We start from the raw sequence: 15,568 nt of genomic DNA, 5'->3' as shown, positions 1-15,568 counted from the left end.
CCTTGACGGACGTGAGCCAGCCCACGTACGAAACAGTTTCGTTTCGCTATGGCTCGGGGTAATCTTCATGGAGTACGAGAACGCGCAACCGGAAGCGGGAAGGTGACAGGCATGACCGCGGCCACCACGGCACGTCGCAGTCGGATCACGCCCGAGCGCGCGGCCGAGCTGTACGAGGCCGTGCTCGACCTGCTCCGGGAGGTCGGCTACGACGCCCTCACCATGGACGCCGTGGCAGCCCGCACCCGGTCCAGCAAGGCGACGCTCTACCGCCAGTGGGGCGGCAAGGCCGAGCTGGTGGCCAGGGCGGTCCGGCACAGCAAGCCGGGCGGCTCCGCGGACGAGATCGACACCGGGTCCCTCCGAGGCGACCTGCACGCGTTCACGCTGCGCTCGGACGACTGCGAGATGGAGCAGAGTTCCGCCCTGATGCGGGGTCTGGCCATGGCGGTCCACGGCAACCCCGATCTCCTCCGGGCGTTCCGGGAGCACCTGATCGAGCCGGAGATGGCGGAGTTCCGCCGGATCCTGCACCGGGCGGTCGACCGCGGCGAGGTCCGTGCCGACAATCCCGCGATGGACTACATCGTGCACATGATGGTCGGCGCGTTCGCCGCCCGCACGCTCATCGACGAGCAGCCTCCGACGCAGGCCTTCCTCCTGTCGTACATCGACGCCGTGGTCCTCCCCGCCCTCGGCGCGCCCACCGCCTGAGCATCCCCGCCAGGCACACGCACCGCCTGGACATCCCCGCCGGGCGCGCGCACCGCCCGAGATCCCGCAGGGCGCCCGCACCGCCCGGGATCTCAGCCAGGCGCGCGCATCGCCCGACAACCCCGCAACGCACCCGCACCACCTGACGCGACCGCTCACGTCGTCGGGCCGATGACCCCTGCCCCGAAACACCCCACGACCTGACCGGGAGTACGCCTCCGTGGCCACATTCCTCTACCGACTCGGCCGGTTCGCCTTCAGGCGACGGCACTTCGTAGCCCTGTTCTGGGTGGCCCTGCTGACGCTGGCGGGAGTCGCCGCGGCGAACGCGCCCGCCGCCGGCAGCACCGCCTTCTCGATCCCCGGGACCGAGGCGCAGAAAGCTTTCGACCTGCTGGAACAGCGCTTTCCCGGGATGAGCGCCGACGGTGCGACGGCCCGCGTCGTCTTCAAGGCGCCGGCCGGCGAGAAGACCACCGACCCCGGCAACAAGGCGACCGTGAAGAAGGCGGTGCGGGAACTCGCCGACGGCTCCGAGGTCGCCTCCGTCGCCGATCCGTTCCGGGCCCACGCGGTCAGCAAGGACGGCACGATCGCCTACGCGTCGGTGAAGTACGACGTCTCCGGCATGGAGCTGACCGACGCCGCTCGGGACGCCCTCGAGAAGGCCGCGCAGGACGCCCGCGACGCCGGGCTGACCGTCGAGATCGGCGGTGACGCGTTGCAGACCACGCCGGAGACGGGTGCCAGTGAGGTCATCGGCATCGCGGTCGCCGCGGTCGTCCTGGTCATCACCTTCGGCTCGCTCGTCGCGGCCGGACTGCCGCTGCTGACGGCGATCGTCGGCGTCGGCATCGGCGTGTCGGCGATCACCGCGCTGGCGAGCACGCTCGACCTGGGCTCCACCACCTCCACGCTGGCGACGATGATCGGCCTGGCGGTCGGCATCGACTACGCCCTGTTCATCGTCTCCCGCTACCGCGCCGAACTCGCCGAGGGCCGCGAGCGCGAGGAGGCGGCCGGCCGGGCCGCCGGAACGGCCGGGTCCGCGGTGGTCTTCGCGGGCCTGACGGTCGTGATCGCGCTGGTCGGGCTGTCGGTGGTCGACATCCCGATGCTGACGAAGATGGGCGTCGCGGCCGCGGGCACGGTGGCCGTCGCGGTGCTGATCGCGCTGACCATGATCCCGGCCCTGCTCGGGTACGCGGGCCGCAGGATCAAGCCCGCCGGCGAGCGGAGCGGGCTGCTGGGCGGCGCGCGGAGGAAGGCCTCCGGCAAGCCCAACATGGGCAGCCGCTGGGCGAGCTTCGTGGTACGGCGCCCGGTCGCCGTCCTGCTGCTCGGCGTGATCGGGCTCGGGGCCGCCGCCGTTCCCGCCGCCTCGCTGGAACTGGGCCTGCCGGACGACGGCTCCCAGCCGACGTCCACCACCCAGCGCCGCGCCTACGACCTGCTCTCCGAGGGCTTCGGCCCGGGCTTCAACGGCCCCCTGCTGGTCGTCGTCGACGCCACTGCCGCCGACGACCCCAAGGGCGCGGTGGCCGCGGTCACCGACGACATCAAGGGCCTCAAGGACGTCGTCACCGTCACCCCCGCGACCTGGAACAAGGCCGGTGACACCGCCACGGTCACCGTGATCCCGGGCTCCAAGCCGTCCTCGGCCGGCACCGAGGACCTGGTGCACGACATCCGCGGCGCGGGCGCCGGCGTGCGGGCCGACACCGGCGCGACGGTGCTGGTCACCGGCTCGACGGCGATGAATGCCGACGTCTCGCAGAAGCTGAACGACGCGCTGCTGCCCTACCTGGCCCTCGTGGTCGGCCTCGCCTTCCTGCTGCTGATCGTGGTCTTCCGCTCGGTCCTGGTCCCGCTGAAGGCGGCCCTCGGCTTCCTGCTGAGCGTCACCGCGGCCCTCGGCGCGGTCGTCGCGGTCTTCCAGTGGGGCTGGCTGGCCGGCCTGATGGGGGTCGAGGAGACCGGCCCGGTGATGTCGATGATGCCGATCTTCATGGTCGGCGTGGTCTTCGGCCTCGCGATGGACTACGAGGTGTTCCTCGTGACGCGGATGCGGGAGGCGTACGTCCACGGCGAGCGGCCCAGCCAGGCCGTGGTGACGGGCTTCCGGCACGGCGCCCGGGTGGTCACGGCCGCCGCGGTGATCATGATGGCGGTCTTCTCGGGCTTCATCGGCTCCAGCGAGTCGATGGTGAAGATGATCGGCTTCGGCCTCGCGATCGCGGTCTTCTTCGACGCGTTCCTCGTGCGCATGGCGATCGTGCCGGCGGTACTCGTCCTGCTCGGCCGCAGGGCCTGGTGGCTGCCGAGGTGGCTGGACCGGGCACTGCCCAACGTCGACGTCGAGGGCGAGGGCCTGCGCACCCGGGCCGACGGCCGGGAGACGGACGCGGACGAGGACCCGGACGAGGACCGGGAACTGGTCAGGGCCTGATCCTTCGAGGGCAGGGGCGGACACCGGAAACCCGGTCGTCCGTCCCCGGTCGGCGGCGCTAGCGTGCCGTGCATGACGACCGCCGACACCACCGGTGACTCCGCCGCTCACCCCCGATTCGCCGAGGCCCTGCGCGCGCTGGGCCTCGACGACCTGCCTCCGCGCATCCGCCGCTTCCCCGACGCCACCCGCACCGCGGCCGAGGCCGCCGCCGCGATCGGCTGCGAGCTGAGCCAGATCTGCAAGTCGCTGGTCTTCGCGGCGGACGGCGAACCGGTGCTCGTCCTCATGGACGGCGCGTCGAGGGTCGACCTGGAGCGGGTCCGCGCGGAACTCGGCGCCACGAAGGTGACCCGGGCGAGCGCGGACGTCGTACGGGAGACCACCGGGTACGCCATCGGCGGCGTGCCGCCCTTCGGGCACCGCACCAGGACCCGGGTGCTCGCCGACCGCGCGCTGCTCGCCCACGACACGGTGTGGGCCGCCGCGGGAACCCCGCACACCGTCTTCCCGATGGCACCGCAGGCACTGATCGCCCAGGCCGGCGCCACACTGGCGGACGTGCGTGAGCGGTCTTCGTGAACCCGCTGGTCACCGCGGTCGGGTATGGCAAGGGCAGCAAGGAGAGCATGATCGTGTCCGGCTGGACCCGCAGGAGAACGAGCATCGCGTGCATTGCCGTGCTGCTCCTGTCAGTAGTTGCTGCCTGCTCATCGGACGGTGAGAGCGCCGAGCAGCCGAGACGCTCCGGGGCAGCCTCCTCCGAGGGTGGTCCCCACACGGCGACCGCGTCCCCGTCCCCGTCCCCGTCGCCCGGAGACTCCGAGCCTTCGGTCCGGACGCCCCCCGAGCTGGACGACGACGAGACGCTCGCCGGGCGCCGGAGGGCGACCACCGGAAACGCCGCCGTCGAGTTCCACGCGGGGAAGAAGGGCGACGCGCTGATCGTCGCGGTGCGCTGCCAGGGTGAGGGCACCATCCACGTCGTACTGCGTCCGGTGCACGTCTCCTTCCCGCTGGAGTGCCTCTCGGGCGAAGTCAGCACCGTTTACCACCAGGTGGCGGTGAGCGGGGTGGACCGCGGCGGAGTCGTCTCCGTCGAAGCGCCGTCGACCGTGCACTGGTCTCTGACCGTCGGCCGCGGCGCGCCGGCGCCGGGACAGGCCTGAATGCCTCCGGCGGTGCGCCGTGCGGGTGGCGGGTGCGTTCGGGGGTGGACAGGCGCACTCTAGGAGGAAGGAGTCCCGGAGGTGATCCTCATGATGCACGCCACAGTGGGATGGCACGTCGAGATGGAGTTCCAGGAGGACGAGCAGCACACGCGGGCGGTCGCGCTGCTGCGCCTGCCCGACGGGAGCGAGGTGCGGGCGCACGGCCACGCCAGCCGCCACCACACCGACTCCAATCAGCCGCGAGTCGGCGAGGAGATCGCCGGGGCGCGGGCGTTGAACGAACTCGCCATGGAACTGCTCACCAAGGCGCACGGCGAGATCGACTCCGCGTCAGGGCGGACGTCGCACCCGATCCACGTCTGAGCCCGTTTCCCGGCCGGCCCGGCAGGAGGCTTCCGCCGGCGCCGGCCCGCGGCGTGCGCTACGGCAGTAAAACGTACGACGTGACCTACGGCAGTACGACGTTCCGTACCGCGCGCAGCAGTGCCTGCGCTCGCGGGTCCGCCGTCACGCTCTTGCGGAAGCCGTTGGTCACGTAGCCGAAGGCGACGCCGGCGTCGGGGTCGGCGAAGCCGAGGGAGCCGCCGCGGCCCGGGTGGCCGAAGGACGCGGGTGACAGCAGCGGCGAGGTCGCCCCGTGCAGCATGTGGCCGAGGCCGAACCGGGTGTTCACCACGAGCACGCGGTCCGGTCCGGCGCTGCGCTCGGCGCGGGCCAGCTCCGCGGTCTCCGGGGTGAACAGCCGGGTGCCGCCGTCCACCTCGCCGATCAGCGACGCGTAGACGCGGGCCAGGCCGTCGGCGGTGGCGATGCCGTTGGAGGCGGGCAGCACGGCGGCCCGGTACGCCGGGTCGTTCTCGTCGGGCTGCGGGGTGATCACGGCGAAGGCGCGGCGGGTGAGGGAGGCCGGGTCGGCGTAGGCGTCGGAGACCGCGCGCTTGGGGCGGATCCTGAGCGCGGCCGCCGGGTCCGCCGGAGGATCGACCTGCGCCACCCGGCCCACCCGCGCCGTCTCGCCGGCCGGCAGCCCCAGCCACAGCTCGGCCCCGACCGGGCCCGCGATCTCGTCGGCGATCCAGTCGCCGATCTCCCGGCCGGTGACCCGTCGCACCAGCTCGGCGGTCAGCCAGCCGTACGTCTGCGCGTGGTAGCCGTGGTCCGTGCCCGGCTCCCAGACGGGTGCCTGCGCCGCGACCGCCTCGGCGGCCGTCGCCGGGTCCAGGGCCTGCGCGGGCGTCAGGGGCCGGTCCAGCACGGGCACGCCCGCGCGGTGCGCGAGCAGGTGCCACACCCGCGTCCGCTCCTTGCCGGCCGCCTTGTACTGCGGCCAGTACTCGCCCACCGGCGCGTCCAGGTCCAGCTCCCCGCGCTGGTGCAGCAGCAGGAGCGCGGCGGCGACGACACCCTTGGTCGCCGAGCGCACGATCTGGGCGGTGCCCCGCTGCCACGGCTCGGCGCCGTCGACGTCCTTGGTGCCGCCCCACAGGTCGACGACCTTGTGGCCGCCCCGGTACACGGCGACGGCCGCGCCCCTCTCGCCCAGCACCTCGAAGTTCCGCACGAACGCTTCCCTGACCGGCTCGAACCCCTCGGCCACCGTGCCGTTCACGTCCACGCCCGCACCCTCTTCCGGTTCACCTGCGACGGTGGGACCAACGTCCGCGCAGGGCCTGCGATTCCCCGGCCGCGCGCCGCGCGCCGCGCGCCGTCGTCCCTCGTCGTGCGCCGTCGTCACGGGCCGCGCGCCGTCGTACCGCGCCCGGCGTCACCGGCGGGCCCGTGTCACGGCCGGCCGGTGGTGACCGTCACGGAACGCGGGTCGAAGCCGAAGGGCAGCTCCAGCCGGTGGGCGCGCATCAGCTCCTCGTCCGACAGCAGCCCGGCCGTCTTCCCGTCCGCCGCGATCACGCCCTCGCTCAGGATCAGGGAACGCGGGCACAGCTCCAGCGCGTACGGCAGGTCGTGCGTGACCATCAGGACGGTCACGTCGAGCGAGCGCAGGATGTCGGCCAGCTCACGGCGGGAGGCGGGGTCGAGGTTGGAGGACGGCTCGTCCAGGACGAGGATCTCCGGCTCCATGGCCAGCACGGTCGCCACGGCCACCCGGCGCCGCTGCCCGAACGACAGATGGTGCGGGGGACGGTCCTTGAACTCCGCCATGCCCACCCGGGTGAGCGCCCGGTCCACGCGCTCCTCCAGCTCCGCGCCCTTCAGCCCGGCCGCCGCCGGCCCGAACGCCACGTCCTCGCGGACGGTCGGCATGAACAGCTGGTCGTCGGGGTCCTGGAAGACGATGCCGACCCGGCGCCGGATCTCGGCCATGTGCTCCTTGCCGACGGGCAGCCCGGCGACCTTCACCGTGCCCGCGCCGCCGGTCAGGATGCCGTTGAGGTGCAGGACGAGGGTGGTCTTGCCGGCGCCGTTCGGGCCGAGCAGGGCGACCCGCTCGCCGCGCGAGATGCGGAAGTCCACGCCGAACAGGGCCTGGTGGCCGTCCGGGTAGGCGAAGGCGAGGCCGGAGACCTCGAGAGAGTCGGTCACAGCATCCATCCCAGCAGGCAGACGACGAGGGCGGCGGAGGGGAGGGCGAGGGCGGACGACCACTGCGCCCGGGAGGCGGTCACCTCGTCGATCACCGGCATGGAACCGGCGTACCCGCGGCTGACCATGGCCAGGTGCACGCGCTCACCGCGCTCGTAGGAGCGGATGAACAGGGCGCCCGCGGACTTGGCGAGCACACCCCAGTGGCGCACCCCGCGCGCCTCGAAGCCCCGCGACTCCCGCGCGATGCGCATGCGCCGCATCTCGTCGGTGACGACGTCGCCGTAGCGGATCATGAAGGACGCGATCTGCACCAGCAGCGGCGGGAGCTTCAGCCGCTGCAGACCGAGCAGCAGCTCGCGCAGTTCGGTGGTGGCGGCCAGCAGTACGGACGCGGCGACGCCCAGGGTGCCCTTGGCGAGCACGTTCCACGCGCCCCACAGGCCGTTCACGCTCAGCGACAGGCCCAGGACGTCCACCCGGTCGCCCTCCGCCACGAACGGCATCAGCACGGCGAACGCCACGAACGGCACCTCGATCAGCAGCCGTTTGAGCAGGAAGGCGGCGGGCACGCGCGCGTGGCGCGCGACGGCCGCGAGCAGCAGGGCGTACAGCCCGAACGCCCACATCGCCTCCCGCGGGGTCGACACCACGACCACGACGAACGCGAACGCGGCGGCGAGCTTGGTGTGCGGCGGCAGGGCGTGCACGGGCGAGTGCCCGTGCCGGTAGAGCCTGTGCGCGTGACCGGCGCCCACGTCAGACCCCCGTGCTCAGGGGGGAGACGTCGTCGCTGCGACGCCGGCGCACCACCCAGAACACCGTGCTGCCCGCGACGACGGTGGCGCCCACGCCGATCACGCCCGCGAGGCCGCCGGACAGCCGGGCGTCCGCGATGTCCTTCACGCCGTACCCGGCGAGCGGGGAGTCCTCCGTGGCGTGCCGCCCGGTCTTCTGGTCGATGCCCTTGTCGTGGGCGACCTTCTCCAGGCCGTCGGGGCTGGAGGAGGCGTAGAAGCTGACGAACCCGGCGAGGACCAGCGAGGTGGTGAGGCCGGTGATCCACAGCGCGCGGCGGGACGTGCGCGCCGCCACGGGCGCCGTGCGCGCCCCGCCGGGCGCCGGTGCGTCGACCAGCACGCCGTTGACGCGCAGCTTCAGGCGCTGCTGCAGGCCGCGCGCGCCGTACACGAGGTCCGGCCGTACGGCGATCACGGCGCCCACCGTCAGCGCGGTGATCGCCGCCTCACCGATCCCGATCAGCACGTGCACGCCGACCATCGCGGTGGCGACCTTGCCGATCGAGACGTCGGTGGTACCGCCGACGGCGTAGATGAAGGTGAAGGCGACGGCGGCGGCCGGGACCGAGACGAGCGCGGCGACGAAGGAGGCGACGGTGACCGAGCGCCCGCGCCGCGGCAGCACCTTCACCAGGAACCGGAAGAGGGCGTACGCGACGACCGTGGTGACGATGGCCATGTCGGTGATGTTCACGCCGAGCGCGGTCAGGCCGCCGTCCGCGAAGAGGATGCCCTGCATGAGCAGGACCACGGACACGCACAGCACCCCGGTGAAGGGACCGACGAGGATCGCCGCCAGCGCACCGCCCAGCAGATGGCCGCTGGTGCCCGCCGCGACGGGGAAGTTCAGCATCTGCACGGCGAAGATGAACGCCGCGACCAGACCGGCCAGCGGCGCCGTCCGCTCGTCGAGCTCACGCCGCGCGCCGCGCAGGCTCACCGCGACGGCGGTCGCGGCGACCGCCCCGGCGGCGACGGACGTGGGGGCGTCTATGAATCCGTCAGGTACGTGCACCGTTCGATGATAGTGGCTTGTTGCGAACGCTTTGCAAGAGCGGAGAGAGGGGAACAGGAACGCTTCCTGTACCAAGGGCGCCGCGGGGCAAGGGGCTTCCCGCTGCCCGCGGAGCGTTGTCCGGAAAATGTGCGACATTGGAGAGGGGTGGACGCACAGCTTCCGCATAGGTCACGCTGCGTGAGAGGGTCGACCGATGCCCGTAGTCGAGCAGTACGCACGAGCCCACATCGTCACCGGCGCGGACGCCCCCGAAGAGGAACGCGACGCCGTACCGGTGCGTCTGCGCTACGACCCCGAGGCCGACCCGCGCGCGGTCCGGGTCGGACTGCCCGGGACCCACGAATGGACCTTCTCGCGCTCCCTGCTCGAGCAGGGCCTGCGCGCCCCCGCCGGCACCGGGGACGTCCGCGTCTGGCCGTGCGGCCGGGTGCAGGCCGTGGTGGAACTCCACTCCGAGCAGGGCGTCTCGGTGGTGCAGTTCGACACGAAGGCCCTGCTGCGGTTCCTGCGCCGCACATACCTGGCGGCCGCACCGGTCAGAGGCTGACCCGCGCCCACCCGGGCGGCCCGCCTGCTGCCGTCAGCCGGCAACCGTCCGCCGCCGTCAGCCGACGTCCGTCAGCCGCCTGCCCTCAGCAGCGCCGCCACGATCGGTCCCGCCGTGTCGCCGCCGTGCCCACCCGCCTGTACCACGCCCGCCGCCGCGAGGTCGCCGCGGTACGCCGTGAACCAGCCGTTCGGCTTCTTCTGCCCGTCGACCTCCGCCGAGCCGGTCTTGGCGCCGTAGTCGGGACCGAGCCCGGCCATGGCCTCGGCGGCCGTGCCGTACGCGGCCGTGTACTGCATCAGCTCGCGCAGCTGCGAGAGCGTGGACGCCGCCATGGTGCGCGAGGCGGTCGCCGTCTTACGGTGGTCCACCGTCGGTGAGACCAGGTAGGGCTGGTGGAACGTGCCCGACTTCACCGTCGCGGCCACCGACGCCATGTTCAGCGGGTTCATGCGCACCCCGCCCTGCCCGATCAGCGACGCCGCCATCGGCGCCGCCGACTGCACCGGCACCGAGCCGTCGAAGGTCGGCACGCCGATCGCCCAGTTGTTCATCGACAGGCCGAATACCTGCTGGGCCTGCTTGGTCAGGTCGTCGTTCCGGAGTTTCTTGGCCTGGCTGATGAAGGCCGTGTTGCAGGAGCGGGCGAAGCTCGCCTTGAACGTGCCGCCCTTGATCGAGAAGTCGTCGTCGTTGTGGAACTTCCAGCCGCCGTACTTCACCGTCTTCGGGCAGGGATGCACCTTGTCCGCCGACGCCAGGCCCTTCTCGATCAGCAGCGACGACGTGATGATCTTCATGGTGGAGCCGGGGGCCAGCGAGCCCTGGAAGGCCGCGTTGAAGCCGTGCGAGGAGTTCGCCACGGCGAGGACCTCACCCGTCGACGGACGCAGCACCACGACCGACGCACGCGCGCGTGCCGCCACCTTCTGCTCGGCCACGGCCTGCAGTGCCGGGCTCAGCGTCGTCTTCACCGAACCGGGCGTGCCCTTGCTCAGCGCCAGCAGCGTCTTGTCGGACAGCTTCGCCTTCTGCGACGCCTTGCCGCGCACCACGCGCAGCTCCACGCCCGCACGGCCGCCGGCGGTCTTGCCGTACTTCTCGCGCAGCCCGTCCAGGACCGGGCCGAGGGACGGGTACTTCGCGGTGGTCAGCTCGCCGCCGTCCCGGTCGTAGGCCTTGACCGGGGGCGTGCCGGCGGCCCCGGTGACCAGTCTGTCGCCGTCCTTCAGGTCGGGGTGGACGACGGACGGCTGCCAGTCGACGACCGGCTTGCCGTCGGAGGCGCGCCGCACCACCGTCAGCGAGCTGTCGTAGGCCAGCGGCTTTCGGGTGTTCTTGTACGACACCGTGCCCTTGACGGAGAAGGGGACCTCGGCGCCGGTGCGGGCGCCCGCGGTGAGCGTGACGTCCTTGATGCGGGCGTCCTTGGTGTAGCCGGCCAGCAGGGCGGTCGCCGCCGCCGAGTCGTGCGTGTCGGCCGCGTCCGTGGCGGCCGCCGCGGCGGTGGCCCTGCCCTGCTGCCAGGCGGTGAGGAACCGGTCGGCGGCGGTGGTGACCTCGGCGGCGGACAGCGGGCCGGTCTTCTTCGCGTGCCCGGCGGTGGCGGACGTCGTGGCCGTCCGGTCGTCGGCCGCGGCACCGCCGCCGTACAGCGCGTACACGCCGAAGCCGGCGCCGCCGACGACCACGGCGATCATCCCGCCGACCACGGCGGGCCCCGTCTTCCGTCGCTCGGCGACGCGCCTTCTCTTGCCCACAGCCTGCGTTCCTCCGCGTCTTCCCCAGGGTCCCCGTTGCCCTCGTCAGTCCCAACGACGGCACCACCCTAAAGTCCCGCCCGCGCGAAGTGACGTCAGCCTCCGGTCCGTAGCACAGCTGCGACAATCGGACCGGCCGCGTCGATGCCGTGACCGCCGTCCTGGGTCATGGCCGCCGCGGCGACGTCGTCGCGGTAGCCGGTGAACCAGCTGTCGGACTTCGCCTGCCCGTCGACCTCGGCGGAGCCGGTCTTGGCGCCGATGCTGCCGCTCAGGCCCGCCATCACGTCGGCCGCGGTGCCGCTGGTCGCGGTGCGGTTCATCATGGCGCGCAGCTGCCGCACGGTACTCGCCGGCAGTCCTCGCGCGGTGGCCAGTTCCCGGTCGTCGAGGCTACGGGGGACGATCACGGGCTGCCGGAAGACGCCCGTCGCCGCGGTCGCCGTCACCGACGCCATGTTCAGCGGGCTCATCTGCACCTGGCCCTGGCCGATCAGGTTCGCGGCGGTGTCCGGGCCGCCGGAGGCCGGGACGGAGCCGTCGAAGGAGGGGATGCCGGTCTTCCAGTTGTCCCGGCCGAGTCCGAACCGGTTCTGGGCCTCCTCGGTGAGGGAGTCCACCTTCACCTCGTCCGCGTACTTCACGAAGGCCGTGTTGCAGGAGCGGGCGAAGCTGTCGGCGAGGGTGGCGTGCTCGTCGGGGGCCAGACCCTTGAGGTTGTGGAACGTCTGGCTCTGCCACACCGCCTCGTCGGGGCAGGGGGCAGGGCCGTTCATGCTGGTGACACCGTTGTCGATGAGGGTGGCGGCGCTGATGATCTTCATGGTGGAGCCGGGCGCCAGCTTGCCGAGGAACGCCGCGTCGAAGCCGTCGTCGCGGTGGTTGGCGACCGCCAGCACCTCGCCGGTGCTGGGCTTGACGGCCACCACGGACGACTCGGCGTACTTCTTCACCGCGCTCTCGGCGGCGGCCTGCGCGTTCGCGCTGAGCGTGGTCCGCAGCTTCCCGGGCCTGCCCTTGACCAGGGTCAGCAGCGAGGTGTCGGCGGCGTCCTGCGTCTCGTGCCGGATCGCCAGTTCGACGCCGGGGGTGCCGCCCGCCCGGTCGCCGTACTTGGCGCGCAGTTCGTCCAGGATCGGCCCGAGGGAGGGGTACTGCTCCTTCGTCAGGACGCTCCCGTCGCGGTCGACGGCCTCGATCGGCGGGTCCGCCGCCGCACCGGTGACCAGCGTGTCGCCGCGCCGCAGCCGCGGGTGGACGACGGACGGCTGCCAGTCGACCAGCGCCCGCCCGGTGGTCCGTCCGCGCACCACGGTCAGCTCGCTCCGGTAGTCGAGGGACTTGGACGTGCCCTCGTACGACACCGTCGCCCGCACCCGGAACGGGACGGTCGCCCCGCTCGCCCGGCCCGGCGTGATCCGCACGCGGCCGATGTGCGCGTCGTCGGCGTAGGCCGTCAGCAGCGGTTCGGCCGACGCCGCGTCGTTCGTGTACGTGGCAGCCTCGGCCGCTCGGCCCTTCTGCCAGGCCGCGAAGAACTTCCCGGTCGCCTCGTCGACCTCGTCGGCGCTTGGCGGCCCCGTCTTCTCGCCCGCCGCCGCGCCCGCCGTCGTGCTCCCGTCGCCGTTCAGCGCGGACACCAGGTTGTAGCCCGCGTACCCCGCCCCTCCCACCATCACGGCGAGCACACCGCCTATGACGGCGGCTCTGACGCCCTTGCCCATGGTCCCTCCCCGTTTCCCCGTCGCGATGCCCGCAGGGTAAGCAGCGTGTGAGGCGGCTGTGAGGGGAGTTTCCCTTGTTGTCCGAATGCAGCCGGGCCGGACCCGCTAGACCCAGGTATCCAGCCACATCCGTGAACGCCAGTCGTCGATCGGGATGGCGGTGCCGGTGTAGATGGGCCAGAAGTAGATGAAGTTCCAGGCGATCAGCAGCACCAGCACGCCCGCGCCCGTGGCCCCGGCCACCCGGCGGGTGTCGCTCGAGCCGGGCGGTCCGACGATCGCGCCGAGCAGCATCGCCACCGCCAGGCACAGGAACGGCACGAAGACGACGGCGTAGAAGAAGAAGATCGTCCGCTCCTGGTACAGGAACCAGGGGAGGTAGCCGGCCGCGATGCCGCAGGCGATGGCGCCGGCCCGCCAGTCGCGGCGCAGCAGCCAGCGCCACAGGACGTAGACGACGGCGAAGGCCGCCGCCCACCACAGCAGCGGCGTGCCGAGCGCCAGCACCTCGCGCGCGCACTTCCCGCCCGCGTCGACGGGGCAGCCGTCCGCGCCGGGCGAGGGCGACTCGTAGAAGTACGACACCGGGCGGCCGTCGACGATCCAGCTCCACGGGTTGGACTGATAGGTGTGCGGCGAGGACAGGCCGACGTGGAACTTGTAGACCTCGTGCTCGTAGTGCCACAGGCTGCGCCACCAGTCCGGGAACAGCCACGTCCAGTTGCCGCCCTTGCCGTCGGTCGCGGCCCAGTTGCGGAAGTAGCCGCCGGAGCCGTCCGTCGGGGACAGGATCCAGCCGGTCCACGAGACCAGGTACGTCACCAGCGCGACCGGCACCGTGGCCAGGAAGGCCAGGCCCACGTCGTGCTTGAGCACCGCCGTGCGCGGGTGGCGGGCGCCGGCGACCCTGCGGGAGCCGACGTCCCACAGCACGCTCATCACGCAGAACGCCACCATGATGTACAGGCCGTTCCATTTGGTGCCGATGGCCAGGCCCAGCATCAGGCCGGCCAGCCAGCGCCACGGCCGCCACAGCATGCTCAGGTTTCCCGCCACGTCCGGGTCCGGGCGGACCCGGCCGTCGGGGCCCGCCGGGAGCGCGGCGGCGAGTTTCGCGCGCGCCTTGTCGCGGTCGATCAGCAGGCAGCCGAACGCGGCCAGCACGAAGAACATCAGCACCCCGTCGAGCAGCGCGGTGCGGCTCATCACGAAGTGCAGCCCGTCCACGGCCATCAGCGCGCCCGCGAGGCAGCCCAGGAAGGTGGAGCGGAACAGCCGGCGCCCGATCCGGCACAGCATCAGCACCGACAGCGTGCCCAGCAGCGCGGTCATGAACCGCCAGCCGAACGGGTCGAACCCGAAGATCAGCTCGCCCAGCCCGATGACGTACTTGCCGACCGGCGGATGCACCACGTACGCCGCGTCCAGCGGGATCTTGACGTGCCCCTTCTCCGAAATGACCAGGTCGTTGGCGTTCTTGCCCAGCTTGTCCCAGTTGACCTCGAAGCCGCGGTGGACGAGCGCCCAGGCGTCCTTGGCGTAGTACGTCTCGTCGAATATCACCGCCTTCGGGCTGCCCAGGCGCCAGAAGCGCATCAGGCCCGCGAACAGCGTGACCAGCAGCGGGCCGCCCCAGCCCGACCAGCGCGTGAACCGGTCGGCGAGCGTCGGGGGCACGCCGAGGACCTGCCACAGGCGCGGGGCGGGCTCGGCGTACGGGGGAACCAGGCGCTCGCGCACGTCGCTGTCTCCGGGCCCCGCCGGGTAGCCGAAGCGGCGCAGCCGCTGCTGCCACGACGGCCGCTGGTCGTGCGGGGAATGGCCTTGCCGGGTGTCCGTGGAGGACGCGGTACTGGTCACCGCGCCATCGTAGGGAACCGCGCTGTGTGAGTCCCGTGCATGGCCGTTACCGGTCCGGATGCGTCCCGTTCCGTGGGGCCCTGGGAGGATGGGGGCGTGACTGGAACCCTTGTCTTGGCCGGTACCCCCATCGGCGACGTCGCGGACGCGCCGCCCCGGCTCGCGCAGGAACTCGCGGCGGCCGACGTCGTCGCCGCCGAGGACACCCGGCGGCTGCGACGGCTGACGCAGGCGCTGGGCGTCACGCCCCGGGGGCGGGTGGTGTCGTACTTCGAGGGCAACGAATCCGCCCGCACCCCCGAGCTGGTCGAGGAACTGGTGAACGGCGCGCGCGTGCTGCTGGTGACCGACGCCGGGATGCCATCGGTGTCCGACCCCGGCTACCGGCTGGTCGCGGCGGCCGTCGAGAAGGACGTCCGGGTCACCGCCGTGCCCGGCCCGTCCGCCGTGCTCACCGCGCTCGCCCTGTCCGGGCTGCCCGTCGACCGGTTCTGCTTCGAGGGGTTCCTGCCGCGCAAGGCCGGCGAGCGGCTCACCCGGCTGCGCGAGGTGGCCGGGGAGCGGCGCACGCTCGTCTACTTCGAGGCCCCGCACCGGCTCGACGACACCCTCGCCGCCATGGCGGAGGTCTTCGGCGCCGAGCGCCGGGCCGCCGTCTGCCGGGAGCTGACCAAGACGTACGAGGAGGTCAGGCGGGGCGGTCTGGGCGAGCTCGCCGCCTGGGCGGCCGAGGGCGTGCGCGGGGAGATCACCGTCGTCGTCGAGGGCGCTCCGGAGCCGGGGCCCGGGGAGCTCGACGCCGCGGAGCTGGTGCGCCGGGTGCGGGTGCGCGAGGAGGCGGGGGAGCGGCGCAAGGAGGCCATCGCGGCGGTGGCGGCGGAGGCCGGGCTGCCCAAGCGGGAGGTCTTCGACGCCGTTGTGGCGGCGAAGAACGCGGCTTCCCCGAGTGCCCCCTGAGACCGTCCGTACCCCCTCTGAGCAGG

General features: G+C 72.6%; 14 protein-coding genes. 7 read left to right on the top strand and 7 right to left on the bottom strand.

Going from position 1 to position 15,568, the window contains the following annotated elements; genetic code table 11:
- Positions 1–111 precede the first annotated feature (111 nt).
- From ACZ5GT_RS09060 to ACZ5GT_RS09040, 5 genes are all read left to right on the top strand, one after another.
- Positions 112–714, top strand: coding sequence for a TetR/AcrR family transcriptional regulator (locus tag ACZ5GT_RS09060; RefSeq protein ID WP_469017455.1), 603 nt, complete (start codon positions 112–114; stop codon positions 712–714).
- Between the two features lie 220 nt (positions 715–934).
- Positions 935–3,163: an MMPL family transporter gene (locus ACZ5GT_RS09055; protein WP_469017450.1), complete on the top strand. Its 2,229-nt coding sequence runs from the start codon at positions 935–937 to the stop codon at positions 3,161–3,163.
- A 72-nt stretch (positions 3,164–3,235) separates the two neighbouring features.
- Positions 3,236–3,745, top strand: a complete 510-nt coding sequence (locus ACZ5GT_RS09050; protein ID WP_469017445.1) for a YbaK/EbsC family protein — start codon at positions 3,236–3,238, stop codon at positions 3,743–3,745.
- Positions 3,742–4,332, top strand: coding sequence for a hypothetical protein (locus ACZ5GT_RS09045; protein ID WP_469017441.1), 591 nt, complete (start codon positions 3,742–3,744; stop codon positions 4,330–4,332). The genes ACZ5GT_RS09050 and ACZ5GT_RS09045 overlap by 4 nt, the downstream gene beginning before the upstream one ends.
- A 90-nt stretch (positions 4,333–4,422) precedes the next feature.
- Complete coding sequence (locus ACZ5GT_RS09040; protein WP_469017435.1) at positions 4,423–4,698, top strand: DUF1876 domain-containing protein; 276 nt, start codon at positions 4,423–4,425, stop codon at positions 4,696–4,698.
- An 85-nt stretch (positions 4,699–4,783) separates the two neighbouring features.
- On the opposite strand, the gene ACZ5GT_RS09035 is transcribed toward ACZ5GT_RS09040, so the two are convergent.
- From ACZ5GT_RS09035 to ACZ5GT_RS09020, 4 genes are all read right to left on the bottom strand, one after another.
- Complete coding sequence (locus tag ACZ5GT_RS09035) at positions 4,784–5,950, bottom strand: serine hydrolase domain-containing protein (protein ID WP_469017432.1); 1,167 nt, start codon at positions 5,948–5,950, stop codon at positions 4,784–4,786.
- A 167-nt stretch (positions 5,951–6,117) separates the two neighbouring features.
- Positions 6,118–6,885, bottom strand: a complete 768-nt coding sequence (locus ACZ5GT_RS09030; protein ID WP_469017423.1) for an energy-coupling factor ABC transporter ATP-binding protein — start codon at positions 6,883–6,885, stop codon at positions 6,118–6,120.
- Positions 6,873–7,634: a cobalt ECF transporter T component CbiQ gene (gene cbiQ / locus ACZ5GT_RS09025; RefSeq protein WP_469017415.1), complete on the bottom strand. Its 762-nt coding sequence runs from the start codon at positions 7,632–7,634 to the stop codon at positions 6,873–6,875. The genes ACZ5GT_RS09030 and cbiQ overlap by 13 nt, the downstream gene beginning before the upstream one ends.
- Before the next feature lies 1 nt (position 7,635).
- Positions 7,636–8,691, bottom strand: a complete 1,056-nt coding sequence (locus tag ACZ5GT_RS09020; RefSeq protein ID WP_469017408.1) for an energy-coupling factor ABC transporter permease — start codon at positions 8,689–8,691, stop codon at positions 7,636–7,638.
- A 196-nt stretch (positions 8,692–8,887) separates the two neighbouring features.
- On the opposite strand from ACZ5GT_RS09020, the gene ACZ5GT_RS09015 reads away from it, so the two are divergent.
- The gene (locus tag ACZ5GT_RS09015) at positions 8,888–9,241 is read left to right on the top strand and encodes an SsgA family sporulation/cell division regulator (RefSeq protein ID WP_469017405.1); all 354 of its coding nucleotides are present in this window, start codon (positions 8,888–8,890) and stop codon (positions 9,239–9,241) included.
- A 71-nt stretch (positions 9,242–9,312) separates the two neighbouring features.
- Here ACZ5GT_RS09015 and ACZ5GT_RS09010 read toward each other — a convergent pair whose 3' ends face one another.
- From ACZ5GT_RS09010 to ACZ5GT_RS09000, 3 genes are all read right to left on the bottom strand, one after another.
- On the bottom strand, positions 9,313–11,001 hold the full coding sequence (locus tag ACZ5GT_RS09010) for a penicillin-binding transpeptidase domain-containing protein (RefSeq protein ID WP_469017402.1): 1,689 nt from the start codon (positions 10,999–11,001) through the stop codon (positions 9,313–9,315).
- A 95-nt stretch (positions 11,002–11,096) separates the two neighbouring features.
- A complete protein-coding gene (locus ACZ5GT_RS09005) occupies positions 11,097–12,725 on the bottom strand; it encodes a penicillin-binding transpeptidase domain-containing protein (RefSeq protein WP_469017400.1) in 1,629 nt (542 codons plus the stop codon).
- Positions 12,726–12,830: 105 nt separating this feature from the next.
- Positions 12,831–14,585 (bottom strand): dolichyl-phosphate-mannose--protein mannosyltransferase, encoded by a 1,755-nt coding sequence (locus ACZ5GT_RS09000; protein WP_469017396.1) that lies wholly within the window; start codon positions 14,583–14,585, stop codon positions 12,831–12,833.
- A gap of 96 nt (positions 14,586–14,681) precedes the next feature.
- Between ACZ5GT_RS09000 and rsmI the strand changes: the two genes are divergently transcribed.
- A complete protein-coding gene (gene rsmI, locus ACZ5GT_RS08995) occupies positions 14,682–15,542 on the top strand; it encodes a 16S rRNA (cytidine(1402)-2'-O)-methyltransferase (RefSeq protein ID WP_469017392.1) in 861 nt (286 codons plus the stop codon).
- The last annotated feature ends 26 nt before the right edge of the window (positions 15,543–15,568 follow it).

This window comes from Streptomyces sp. NPDC031340 (assembly GCF_055569945.1).
This window is presented reverse-complemented; position numbering and strand designations above follow the sequence as displayed.